14 protein-coding genes are annotated in these 11160 nt (G+C 66.6%); 6 read left to right on the top strand and 8 right to left on the bottom strand.

Annotation, left to right across the window (positions count from 1 at the left end; genetic code table 11):
* Positions 1–16: 16 nt before the first annotated feature.
* Together KO481_RS05610 and KO481_RS42765 are read right to left on the bottom strand one after the other, a co-directional pair.
* Positions 17–487, bottom strand: coding sequence for a zinc-binding dehydrogenase (locus KO481_RS05610; protein WP_245400280.1), 471 nt, complete (start codon positions 485–487; stop codon positions 17–19).
* A gap of 13 nt (positions 488–500) precedes the next feature.
* A complete protein-coding gene (locus KO481_RS42765; RefSeq protein WP_245400279.1) occupies positions 501–1394 on the bottom strand; it encodes a TIGR03619 family F420-dependent LLM class oxidoreductase in 894 nt (297 codons plus the stop codon).
* Between the two features lie 180 nt (positions 1395–1574).
* Between KO481_RS42765 and KO481_RS05605 the strand changes: the two genes are divergently transcribed.
* The 3 genes from KO481_RS05605 to KO481_RS05595 are packed head-to-tail and all read left to right on the top strand — an operon-like array spanning position 1575 to position 3546.
* Positions 1575–1943: a YciI family protein gene (locus tag KO481_RS05605; RefSeq protein WP_215915766.1), complete on the top strand. Its 369-nt coding sequence runs from the start codon at positions 1575–1577 to the stop codon at positions 1941–1943.
* A gap of 8 nt (positions 1944–1951) precedes the next feature.
* Positions 1952–2290: a YciI family protein gene (locus tag KO481_RS05600; protein ID WP_215915765.1), complete on the top strand. Its 339-nt coding sequence runs from the start codon at positions 1952–1954 to the stop codon at positions 2288–2290.
* A complete protein-coding gene (locus KO481_RS05595; protein WP_215915764.1) occupies positions 2287–3546 on the top strand; it encodes an RNA polymerase sigma factor in 1260 nt (419 codons plus the stop codon). The genes KO481_RS05600 and KO481_RS05595 overlap by 4 nt, the downstream gene beginning before the upstream one ends.
* A gap of 47 nt (positions 3547–3593) precedes the next feature.
* Here KO481_RS05595 and KO481_RS05590 read toward each other — a convergent pair whose 3' ends face one another.
* Positions 3594–4172: a TetR/AcrR family transcriptional regulator gene (locus KO481_RS05590; protein WP_215915763.1), complete on the bottom strand. Its 579-nt coding sequence runs from the start codon at positions 4170–4172 to the stop codon at positions 3594–3596.
* Positions 4173–4264: 92 nt separating this feature from the next.
* On the opposite strand from KO481_RS05590, the gene KO481_RS05585 reads away from it, so the two are divergent.
* Entirely contained in the window at positions 4265–4780 is a 516-nt protein-coding gene (locus KO481_RS05585) for a DoxX family protein (RefSeq protein WP_215915762.1), read from the top strand.
* Between the two features lie 51 nt (positions 4781–4831).
* On the opposite strand, the gene KO481_RS05580 is transcribed toward KO481_RS05585, so the two are convergent.
* A complete protein-coding gene (locus tag KO481_RS05580; RefSeq protein ID WP_215915761.1) occupies positions 4832–5626 on the bottom strand; it encodes a VOC family protein in 795 nt (264 codons plus the stop codon).
* A gap of 248 nt (positions 5627–5874) precedes the next feature.
* Here KO481_RS05580 and KO481_RS05575 point away from each other — a divergent pair, with 248 nt between their 5' ends.
* Together KO481_RS05575 and KO481_RS05570 are read left to right on the top strand one after the other, a co-directional pair.
* On the top strand, positions 5875–6624 hold the full coding sequence (locus KO481_RS05575; protein ID WP_245400278.1) for an NAD(P)-dependent oxidoreductase: 750 nt from the start codon (positions 5875–5877) through the stop codon (positions 6622–6624).
* A gap of 97 nt (positions 6625–6721) precedes the next feature.
* A complete protein-coding gene (locus tag KO481_RS05570) occupies positions 6722–7534 on the top strand; it encodes an SAM-dependent methyltransferase (protein WP_308166336.1) in 813 nt (270 codons plus the stop codon).
* Between the two features lie 145 nt (positions 7535–7679).
* Here the strand turns inward: KO481_RS05570 and KO481_RS05565 are convergent, their stop codons facing one another.
* From KO481_RS05565 to mhpA, 4 genes are all read right to left on the bottom strand, one after another.
* The gene (locus tag KO481_RS05565) at positions 7680–8135 is read right to left on the bottom strand and encodes an SRPBCC family protein (RefSeq protein WP_215915760.1); all 456 of its coding nucleotides are present in this window, start codon (positions 8133–8135) and stop codon (positions 7680–7682) included.
* Between the two features lie 89 nt (positions 8136–8224).
* Positions 8225–8506: a hypothetical protein gene (locus KO481_RS05560; protein WP_215915759.1), complete on the bottom strand. Its 282-nt coding sequence runs from the start codon at positions 8504–8506 to the stop codon at positions 8225–8227.
* 136 nt (positions 8507–8642) lie between these two features.
* Entirely contained in the window at positions 8643–9509 is an 867-nt protein-coding gene (locus tag KO481_RS05555; RefSeq protein ID WP_308166334.1) for a hypothetical protein, read from the bottom strand.
* Positions 9510–9575: 66 nt separating this feature from the next.
* The gene (gene mhpA / locus KO481_RS05550; RefSeq protein ID WP_308166333.1) at positions 9576–11159 is read right to left on the bottom strand and encodes a bifunctional 3-(3-hydroxy-phenyl)propionate/3-hydroxycinnamic acid hydroxylase MhpA; all 1584 of its coding nucleotides are present in this window, start codon (positions 11157–11159) and stop codon (positions 9576–9578) included.
* Position 11160: the final 1 nt, after the last annotated feature.

Genomic DNA, 11160 nt, shown 5'->3' with positions numbered 1-11160 from the left:
CTGGCGAATCGTGCACCTAGAAGCTGGGCTGAAGCACGTAGCGACCGCGCGTGCCCCCCTTGGCGACGGCTCGGTGGGCGTCGGGGGCCTCGGCCAGCGGCAGGACCGCGTGTACGCGCGTCGGCAGCAGGCCGGACTCCGCGCGGGTCAGCAGTTCCCGCAGTTGCGGACCGTCGGAGTGCAACATCAGCACGTGCACGGTGATCCCATGCTCTGCCTCGGGCGCCAGGTTGGGCCGGACTCCGACGAAGGCTCCGCCGTCACGCACCACGGCCAGCCCCCATCCCTGCTGCGACGTGGTGTCTACAACCGCATCCCAGCCCCGCTCGGCGTGGGTGAGGAAGGCGGCGCCCAAGCCGCGCACAAACCCCTCATCCGCCGCTCGCGCCAAACCTGTTACCTGCCAACCACGTTCGGGTGCAAGCACCACCACATTCGCCCCGATCGCACCGGCCGCACCGGTCACCAGCAGCCGAACAGACAGCAAACTCTTCGACAGCTCATTGCAGCGGACCGAGCTCGGCCGCAAGCGCTTCCAACAGCTCGACCTGCTGCTCAGGTGCGGAGGGCAGGAGGTGGAGCGCGATGTGCACCTCGTCGGCGCCGACGGAGACGGCACGATCGAGATCCCTCAGCACCGTGTCGGTGAAGGCGCGGGCAGTCAGTTCATGGCGGGCGGGGATCACGTTCACCATCACGGTGCCGGTGCCACCGGCCGCTCGGTACCACCCGACCTGCACACGCGTGACCTCCCAGTCGATCGCGGTGGTGACGAAGCCGTCGCCGATGTCGGCCGCACGTTCGATGGTGTGCTGGTTTATCGCACCGACAAACAAGGGAATTGTGCCTCGGGAGGGTTTCGGACCGACCAGGGATGGTGGGATTCGGTAGTGCTTACCGCAGAACTCGACGGGGTCGGGTGTCCAGCAGGCCCGCAGCGCGGCGATGTGCTCGATGAATCCCATACCTCGGCGGCTCGCCGGGACACCCGCCGCGACGAACTCCTCGGGAATGTAGAACGGCGGCTTCCTCGTTCCGCCGCCTTGGCCGACGCCGACATCCAACCGCCCTCCGGATAGCCGGTCGAGGGTGGCCAGTCTGCGGGCCAGGAGGATGGGCGGGTGGAAGATCGAGTTCACGATATCCGTGGTCACCCGAATCCGTTGGGTATGCGCGGCCGCCCAGGTCAGCATCTCCAGCGAGTCCCAGGCGTGAGATTCGGGCAGACCGGCGTCGTTGTCCCAGTGCGGTCCGACCGGGATCAGGAGCCGATCGCTGGCAGACACGGCGTGAAAGCCGAGCCGTTCGGCGGCCCGGGCAATGGTGACTACCGCGTCCGGGCCGGCGTAGGGGTCGATGTAGGGGAGGCTGACGCCTATGCGAGGCAGATTCATTCATACACTCCGGTGATCGCCGTTGGGGTTCGGAACGTCCCAGGTGGGGCGCTCTTCGCAGGAGTAGTCGGAGCGGGTGACAGATTCTTGCGGTCTCGTCCCGCAAGAATCTGTCACTAGTTCCGACTTGATGGTGTGCGGTGCCAGAGGGGCGCTGCTCGGCCAGTCGAAGGAGACGACGTGAAATTTCTATTGATCATGCACAGCAACCCGCAGATCTGGGAGGCGCTGACCGAAGAGGAACGCACCGCGGTGATGAGCGGCCACGGTGCGTTCATGGAGACCATCACGAAGTCGGGGGAGATGATCGGCACCACCGCATTGGCCGACCCGTCGCAGAGCGCGGTGGTCAGGGTCCGGGGCGGTGTCCCCGCCGTCACGGACGGCCCCTATCTCGAGGCCAAAGAGTACCTCGGTGGCTACTACCTTGTGGAGTGCGAAAGCCGGGAACGCGCCGTGGAACTGGCGGCGCTCATCCCGGACGCGGGCGTCGTGGGCCTCGGCATCGAGGTGCGGCCGGTGGTCTTCGCGGGCACGGCCGACAGCTGAGCACCGCGGTGAAGTTCCTACTGAACATCTACGTGAGCGCCGCGGACCCACCGGGAGAAGTGTTCGCCCACCAGCAGTTTCTGGCTGTCACCGGACAGGCGGGGGAACTCATCAGCGGTCACCTGTTCGCCGATCCATCGATCAGCGCCGTGGTTCGGGTTCGAGACGACGTGGTGACGGTGACCGAGGGGCCGTATCTTCCGGCCGCGGACCACGTCGCAGGCCAGTTCATGGTCGACTGCGAAAGCCGCGAGCGCGCTGTGGAATTGGCTGCCCTGCTGCGGCGCGGCGCGAACGGCGACGTGGAGGTGCGACCGTTGATGGACTGGGCCGGGATGGAGATGTGAGTACACCCGAAGGGCTCGAGGACCTGCTGCGTGAACTGGCGCCGCAGGTCCTCGGCGCGCTCCTCCATCGCTACGGCGGGTTCGAGGAGTGCGAGGACGCGGTCCAGGAGGCATTGCTCGCCGCGGCGGTGCAATGGCCTGCCGAGGGCATCCCGGAAAGACCGCGGTCGTGGCTGGTCACAGTTTCCGCCCGCCGCCTGGTCGATCAGATCCGCAGTGAGCAGGCGCGCCGCCGCCGAGAAGTCGGTGCGGCAAGGCTCGAAACATCGGATGCTGAGTTCGCGCGGCCAGCCGACGACGAAGGTCCCGCCGGCCAGGACGACACTCTCGCGCTGCTATTTCTTTGCTGCCACCCGGAACTGACACCCGCCGCCCAGGTCGCGCTCACTCTCCGTGCGGTCGGCGGGCTCACCACCGCGGAGGTGGCGCGGGCATTCCTCGTGCCGGAGGCCACCATGGCCCCGAGAATCAGCCGGGCCAAGCAGAGAATACGGTCCGCCGGAGCATCATTCGCGATGCCGAGCCCCCAGGAGTGGACCAAACGACTGGACACGGTCCTACAGGTGCTCTACCTGATCTTCAACGAGGGCTACACCGCGAGCTCCGGACCCGACCTGCACCGCGGGGAGCTCACGACAGAGGCGATCCGGCTCACCCGCATGCTGCACCGATCCTTACCCGAGGACGGTGAAGTGGCCGGGCTGCTAGCACTCATGCTGCTGACCGAAGCACGTCGATCAGCGCGCATCAGCGCGGACGGCGCGCTCATACCGATGGCCGAGCAGGACCGGAACCAGTGGGACGCCACCATGATCGAAGAAGGCAGCACGCTGGTCACCAACGCCATGTCCGCGTCGCCCCTGGGTCCGTACCAGCTCCAAGCCGCCACCGCCGCACTGCACGTCCAGGCACCGCGAGCAGAGGACACCGACTGGGAACAGATCCGCATCCTTTACGGAATCCTCGGCCGGATCGCACCGAACCCCATGGTCACACTCAACCATGCCGTCGCGGTCGCGATGACCAACGGCCCGCAGACCGGACTCGACCTGCTCGAGGGACTCGACCACGATCCCAGGATGGCCCACCACCACCGCGTCCACGCCGTCCGCGCCCACCTCCAAGAGCTGGCCGGTGACTTCGCCGCCGCCCGCGCCAACTACGAACGGGCGGCCCGCTGCACCACAAGCCTCCCCGAACAGCGCTACCTCCAGGACAGAGCGAGCAACTTGACTGACGGTGACGTGACCGCATAACCCAGGGTCCGAAGGCCATCTCGACCGACGACGTCGGGCCGGGGCATCTACGACTCCCCCGACTTCGTATCCAAACGCTGCGCAATGCTGCGGGCCATGGCCTCGGGATCCTCCGCAAGTTCCGACGGCAGCGCGCCCATGTTCCAGAGGGTGGCGAAGCCGTGGACCAGCGACCAGGCCGCCACGACGGCCGAGTTGTCCGGGGGCGATACGGGGTCGTTGCCGGCGACCCCTTCTGTCAGTTGCGCGAAGGCGCGCTCGCCCGCGCGGTCCAGGATCGGATCGCCCGCGCGGTGCAGGTCGGGGCTGAACATCACCTCGAAGTGCGCCCGGTGGCCGATGGCGAACCGGACGTAGGCCACCCCCATCTCGACGATGTCGCCGCCGCGCGCCCGGACCTCCGCGAGGGCGTCGCCGAGCAGTTGGAAGCCCTCGGCCGCGACAGCCGTGAGCAGACCCGCCTTGTCACCGAAATGGTGGACGGGCGCGGCGTGCGACACCCCGACCGCGCGGGCCAGCTCGCGCAGGCTCACCGCTCCGGGGCCTCGCTCGTCGATGGCGGTCACCGCCGCATCCAGCAGGGCGCGGCGCAGGTCGCCGTGGTGGTATTGGCGCTGAGTGGGCATCCCTCGACCCTAGCGCAATCTTTCCATTGACAATATCGGGTTCGCCATGGGATCTTTCCAATGGAAAGTTCACACTGGGCTAGGAGGAACCCATGGCCCCACTCGTCATCCTCGTCGTCGTCACACTCGTGGCACTGCTCGCTCGACGTCTCGGCATCACGATGCTTCCCGGGCCCGCGGTGCCCCTGCGCATCGGGCTCGCCGCGATGTTCACCGCCACCGGGCTGGCTCACTTCATCGGCATGCGTGCGGAATTGATCCGGATGGTGCCACCGGGGCTGCCCGCACCGGGATTTCTGGTGACGCTCACCGGCGTGCTGGAGTTGGCGGCGGTCTTCGGGCTACTGATCCCGCGCACGGCGAGATGGACGGCGATCGGCCTCACCGTCCAACTTGTCGCCATGTTCCCGGCCAATGTGCATGCGGCACTGGCGCACCAGTCGTCCGCGCCGGAAGACCAGCTGCTACCCCGCACCCTCATGCAGCTGGTCTTCCTGGCCGCAACGGTCGCCGTCGCCGCACACCGCACGGCTGCGTCCGGTCTGCCACCTCATCCTCGGTTCAGCGGACCGCACCGGCCACCCGAACTCGGCCGGGAGAAACGGTGATCGCCGCCGCGGATTGCGTTATGCAGGCGTAATCTACTGCACCGCAGCGTATTACGATCCGCCCGCCGTGACCTTGGTATCGATGAGCCCGAGGTATTCGCCCTGCGGCGCCTGGATCACGCCCATACGGCCGAAGGGACTGTCGTCCGGGCCCATCAGGACTGTGGCGCCGAGTTCAGCGGCGCGGTTCAGTCCGGAATCCACGTCGTCGAACTGGAACCAGGTGAGCCAGTAGGTCTGATCCTGGCCCGGAACCTTCGCCGAATCCATCATGCCGCCGACCCCGTCCGCGCTGCCCGGCGTCGCAAAGGTCGAGTAGATCATGTTCTGGCCGTCGCCGATCTCGGTGAAGTTCCAGCCGAAGACCTGGCTGTAGAAGTCCTGCGCGGGCTTGTAGCCCTGGGTGTGCAGTTCGTTCCAGGTGTAGGCGCCGTGTTCGTTGAACACACCGGCGCCCTTGTGCGCCTTGGCTTCCCAGACACCGAAAACGCCGCCGCCGGGATCAGCCGCGACGAACATCCGGCCGACATCCATGACGTCGAACGGGGGCATGAAAACCTGACCGCCCGCGGCGGTGACCTTGGCCGCGATATCGTCCGCACTGTCGGCGGCGAAGTAGGTGGTCCAGGCCGAGGGCATCGGCATCCCCTGCGGCTTCGGGCCGATGCCCGCCGCGGGCCTGCCGTTGACCATCGCCATGAGATACCCGCCCGCCTCGGGCGGGCTATCCATAATGTCCCAACCGAAAAGATTGGCGTAGAACTCGCGGGCCTTGCCCGTGTCATCGACCTGACAGTCGATCCAACACGGCGTGCCTTGTGGCCAGGTGCTGTCGCGAGTTGGCATCGTGCGTCCTTCCTGAGCGGTGAGGCCGCGCACCAGCGCACTCAGGCCGATCGCTGGCCGGCGGCAGTGATCGAAAACGGTGATCCGACGAGCGAATCACCACGGATCATGCTTCCAGATCGAGAACGTTTCCGCAGTCGATCTCGACCTCGAACCGCCAGGAAGTACGGGTATTCCGACCCTATCGAAGGCCGTGTCCGATGACTTTCGCTCCGCGATCGCCTCTCTATTGGTAGGAGGTGGTCGCAATGACCGGAGCGGTCCGCTGCGGGGTCCATCTCGGGAAGAAGACAATCATGCACATCGGAGTCATCGGCGCGACCGGCGCCATCGGCAGCCGCATCGTCACCGAAGCCCTCGACCGCGGGCACCAGGTCACGGCATTCAGCCGCGACATCACCAACATTCACGACAATCGCGAGAACATCCGTTGGCAGAGCATCGATGTCACCGATGCCGGCAGTATCGCCGCGGCCGTGCCCGGCCTCGACGTCCTGATCAGCGGATTCGGACCGGGCAACGCCGCCGCCGATCCCGTCGATGCCGTCGCCCGAGCCATAGCCGACCCCGGCATCTATGCCCGCGCCGCCACCGCGCTGCTGACCGCGCTGGACAGGCATTCGCGGGTCCGGCTCATCGTCGTCGGCGGTGCCGCAAGTCTCGAGGTCGAACCGGGAGTCGTGTTCGAGGACTCGGATGAGCTGCTCAATGCCGCGATCGATGGCTTCGGCCTGCCCAGGGAGTACGCCGCGGTAATGCGCGGCCACGGCGAGGCGCTGAAACTGTTTCGCGCCTCCAACCGACTGTGGACCTACCTCAGCCCGGCCGTGGAGATCGCCCCCGGCGAACGCACCGGCCGTTTCCGAATCGGCGGCGACCAACCCGTCATGGACGCCGAGGGCCGCAGCCGGATATCCGCCGAGGACGCGGCCGTCGCCGTCCTCGACGAGGTCGAGCTCCCACGTTTCGTGCAGCGCCGCTTCACGATTGGGTATTGACCACGGAGCCGACCGGATTCGTACCGCCGGCTACCACGGATGGGGTATACATCGGTGGTACGGATCTCGAATCTCAGCACACAATAGGAGACTTGCCGTGTCCGAGGGTCCTGTCGACCTGCGCACCGACGTGCCGCACTCGGCCCGGATATACGACTATTTTCTCGACGGCAAGGACAACTACGCGGCCGATCGCGCGGTCGCGGAGCAGGCGCTGCAGCAGTTTCCCGCGGTCCGGATGACAGCGCGCACCAATCGCGAATTCATGTGCCACGTCACGCGTTACCTCGCAGGGGAGGGCGTTCGCCAGTTCCTCGACATCGGCACGGGCATCCCGACCGAGCCGAACCTGCATCAGGTCGCCCAGGAGGTGGCCCCGGAGTCCCGGGTGGTGTACGCCGACAACGATCCGATCGTGCTCACCCACGCCAGGGCGCGGCTGATCAGCACGCGCGAGGGCCGCACCGCCTACGTCCAGGCCGACGCCGCGGATCCCGAGAGCATCCTCACCTCACCGGAACTGCTTGGCACACTTGACCTTTCGCAGCCCGTCGCGGTGTCTCTGATGGCTCTGCTGCACTTCGTGCCCGGCGATGTGTACGAGGTGGTGAACACGTTGATGAAACCCATGGCGCCGGGTTCCTACCTCGCGATCTCGCATGTGACAACGGATTTCGACGAGGGCGCCGACGATCCTGAGGGCATGGCGCGGCTGTTGCAGGTCTGCATCGACTACGGCATCCCCGTGCAACCACGCACCCGCGCCGAGGTCGGGCGGTTCTTCGACGGGCTGGAACTGGTCGAGCCGGGTGTCGAGGTGATCCACCGCTGGCGCCACGAGGGCATCCGACATCCGCGCAGCCACGACAAGCAGGTCTCGCTCTACGGCGCTGTGGGCAAGAAGGTTTGAGCGCAACGAAGGCTAAGTCCTCAGCGTTAGGCGTGGGCACCGACCCGAGGGTCGGTGCCCACCTTTCTGTTCGGGGTCGAGACGATGCCCGACCAGCAGCGATTCCGTAGCAACCAGACCGGGGCGGGCTGCTCGACGACCGGTTTCAGCCCTCGACGAGCTCGGCCAGGTTGTCCAGGGAGGCGCGCAGCTGGTCCGGTCCGGTGGCCCGGGCACGGACCTGGCGCTTCTCGTCCTCGAGCGTGGACCAGTCGTAGGTGTGCGTGACCCGGATGTGTTCGCCGTCAACGGATTCGATTTCCCAGCGCCACAGGTGCCCCGGCGGTTCCTTGCCCACCTCGGCGGGCCGCCAGGCGATGCGCCGCCCCTCCTCGAACTCCACCACGTGATTCTCGCGGACCATGCCGTTGGTGAGAGTCATGGTGAAGACATCCCCGACGCGCCGGGGGCGCTGCGCCTCAGCGGCCTGCGACAGGTTGTCGTTGCCGTCCCAGCGCGGCTGCTGCGCGGGATCGGCGATCAACTCGAAAACGCTCGCCGCATCAGCGGCGATCACGCGAGTCACACTCACGACGCGCGGAATCTGGGTGTCATCGGTCATGCCGCTATCCAAACACGCGGCATGGGCGTGTCGCGAGGGTCGCGGCTGCGGATCGAGCGTCGTTGCCGGGCAGACGATTCCGATCACGGTCACAGGTCCAGCAGCCACCATCCGGCTTCTTCGCTCATCCATGAGGAATCCGATGGTGGTGTGGATGCGTACAGCGCCTCATCGAACATTGAAAGGCCCGGATCATCTTGCCCGGTGAGGCCTTCCACGTCGGTGGTGCTGGCGGTGGTGATCTTCAGATTTCTGGGTATGCGGGGCATGAAGCCGACGTCGATGAGCGCGGCCTGTTCGGCCGGTGTCGGTTTCGTGCTGTCGAGGGACAAGTAGGCGCCGACGCCGTGGTCGAATCCCTCGGACTCCATATACGCCAGCACATGCCGTGCGACCAGAGCGGACCGGCCGAGCCCGCCCAGGACGGCGGGCTTGTCGCCTGAGCGCCGTCTTTTCGTTTCCAGTCGTGCGAAACAGTCTGTGCGGGAGGTCGGGATGAAGGCGAGTTCACCGCGGACGGTGTGGGAGGTGCGTGATGTCGGCAAGCGCGATGCCGGTGAGGCCGGGGCCGAGGTGCACCAGTTCGGTGTCGAGGCCGCTGTTCAGGTTGACGTGGCGGATGCTGCCACCGAGATCGCTGATGTAGTACTCCGATTCGGAGACGGCGGTCAGGCCGATTGCTTCCTGGTAGCCGGTGGAAAGGATCTGGGGTGTACCGATCCTCGGCTGCACGATTGCGCGGTTGAGCGTATTGCCGGAGGGTTCGGCGCCACGATCGGTCCACACCAGGGTTGCACCGCCGGCCAGATGCAGGTCTACGGGTTCGGGCAGGTCCTTCCACAGCAGTGTGATGTCGTCGCGGTGTTGCGCGCTGGTTCCGGGCGGCAGATCGATCGGGGCGCGAAAGATCCTGCCCTGCCCGGCTTTCGGCGCGCCTTTCTGTGTCCAATACAGCAGACGCCGATCCAGATCGACAGCGATGCCGACACAGTGATTGGTGGGGATGTGCGCGGCCTGTTCGCCAACTGCCGCGATCACCAGCGGACGCAGATCGCTACCGTCGAGGTTGCTGCACAGCACCTGCATGCCTTCCCGGTCGCACCAGTACAGTACGCCCTGGTCGAAATCGGCGGTGAGCTGTTTGCCGCTGGTAAACGCCCCGCGCGCCAGGATCGTGACGCGGTTCCCGCCGTCGAGGTCGGCCCGTTCGAGCGAGGCGTTGCGGGTGTAGGCCGCTTCTGGACGCGGGCCACTGCCGGGATCGGGGGCGCCCATATTGGTCCAGTACACATGGCCCCGCGATTGGTCGACGACGATACCGTCCGGCCTCTCATCGAGTCCGGCGATCAAGGTCCGCACCCGGGTGCCGTCCACCGACACCGCCTGCATCTCCTGTTCGGCTACGTTCAGTACCAGCAAGTCGGTCATCGGTATCGCTCCCTAATCCGATTCGGGGGCTGGCGCATTCGGACCAGGAGGCGTTGCCGAAGTGTGAACTGCGGCGAACGAGGGCACCGCGTCGCAGATCGCTCGGGTATCCCGGCCGGCCTGCATCACGGTGCCGTCGGGCCTGATGATCGCGGCGCTCGCCCGAGCATCCTGTAGCCAGTCGGCGAGTTCACTTTCCGGGGCTGCGGAGACGACGACGGCGCCACGGCGCTCCAGTTCGTTGCGCTGCTGCTCGCCCAGCGCTGTGGAGGTGATCAACGCGAATCGGTTTGCGATCACCTTGTCGAGCCGAACACCCTGCGGCAGAACGGGATTGGGGCACAGCCTACCGGCGAGGTCTCGTCGGCCGTCGGACTTGGCCACCAGAGCGGAGGTGTGCAACGTCGGGGCAACGTCCGGGGTGGCGAAGCGACGTATAGGAGGGAGGTGAAGCATCCGCGGGAAGACCACCCCTCGGAAATAGTCTCCCATCCGCCCGCCGGCGGTCATTGCCCGTCCCAAGGAGATCGCGAGCCGAATCATCGTGCGGACGTGGGGTTCTCGTTCTTGCTGGTAAGTATCGAGCGCGCTGTCTGGCAGGCCCCCGCCGAGCACACCGGCCAGTTTCCAGGTCAGATTCATCGCATCGCGCAGGCCCGCACACAGGCCTTGGCCGATGAATGGCGGTGTGGTGTGGGCGGCGTCGCCGAGAAGGAACACGTTGCCCTCGCGCCATCGGTCGGCGACTCGGGCACGGAAGGTGTACTCGGCCACCCGCACCAGGCTCAGCTGCTCGGCGGGGACCGTTGCCAACCAGGGCGAGATCAGCGGAACCACGCCGGCGATGCTCTGGTAGTCCGCGGCGGTCTCCCCGTCGAGCAACTCGAATTCCCAGCGGTAGCGGGTGTCGCCGACCCGCATGTAGCTGCCGGCGCGCACGGAGCTGCAGAGTTGGTGCAACCCGTCCCATTGGTGCAGGTCCGCGTCGGTGTCCACGTCGATCACCAGCCACCGCTGCTCGAAGTGCAGATCGGCCATCACCGCGCCGATCGCGGAGCGGACTGTGCTGTTGGCGCCGTCACAGCCCAGGACATAGGTGGCCACGACACTCTGCTCGCTGCCGTTGGGGCGGTCGGTGAAGCTGACTCGCACGCAACCGTCGCCTTGTTGGGTGATGCCGGTGACTTCGGCGTTGCCCCGCAACAGGATGCCGGGCTGTTCGGTGAGGTTGGCGCGTAGCAATGCCTCCAACTCGGGCTGGTCGTACATGTTGGCCTTGGGAAAGCCATGCGGGCTGTTCGGTGGCACCGGGTTTTCGTCCAGCACCCTCATCTGCGGGTCCACCAGCCGGATGCCGAGGCTGGGCCGGGAGATGGCAGCGAATTCCTCGTAGACGCCCAGGCGGGCCAGGATGCGGCAGACCTCGTCGTCGCAGTGAACTGCGCGCGGCTGCGGGTAGATGTCCGGGTAGCGCTCGAGAATCAGACAGGAGACGCCGTACTGGCTCAACAGCGTGGCCGCGGTGACGCCAGCGGGACCGGCGCCGACGATGACGACCGGCACCGACGCCAGCGTGGCGTGGCCCGGTGCGCTCACG

Source organism: Nocardia albiluteola (assembly GCF_018860155.1).
Classification (GTDB): Bacteria; Actinomycetota; Actinomycetes; order Mycobacteriales; family Mycobacteriaceae; genus Nocardia; species Nocardia albiluteola.
Note: the sequence above shows the minus strand (reverse complement) of the source record. Positions and strands in the feature narration are given on the sequence as shown.

Excerpts from the sequence above, each read along its gene's own strand:
- KO481_RS42765 (WP_245400279.1), bottom strand. The coding sequence starts at position 1,394 with ATGAATCTGCCTCGCATAGGCGTCAGCCTCCCCTACATCGACCCCTAC.
- KO481_RS05590 (WP_215915763.1), bottom strand. The coding sequence starts at position 4,172 with ATGCCCACTCAGCGCCAATACCACCACGGCGACCTGCGCCGCGCCCTG.
- KO481_RS05585 (WP_215915762.1), top strand. The coding sequence starts at position 4,265 with ATGGCCCCACTCGTCATCCTCGTCGTCGTCACACTCGTGGCACTGCTC.
- KO481_RS05580 (WP_215915761.1), bottom strand. The coding sequence starts at position 5,626 with ATGCCAACTCGCGACAGCACCTGGCCACAAGGCACGCCGTGTTGGATC.
- KO481_RS05575 (WP_245400278.1), top strand. The coding sequence starts at position 5,875 with ATGACCGGAGCGGTCCGCTGCGGGGTCCATCTCGGGAAGAAGACAATC.
- KO481_RS05565 (WP_215915760.1), bottom strand. The coding sequence starts at position 8,135 with ATGACCGATGACACCCAGATTCCGCGCGTCGTGAGTGTGACTCGCGTG.
- KO481_RS05560 (WP_215915759.1), bottom strand. The coding sequence starts at position 8,506 with ATGGAGTCCGAGGGATTCGACCACGGCGTCGGCGCCTACTTGTCCCTC.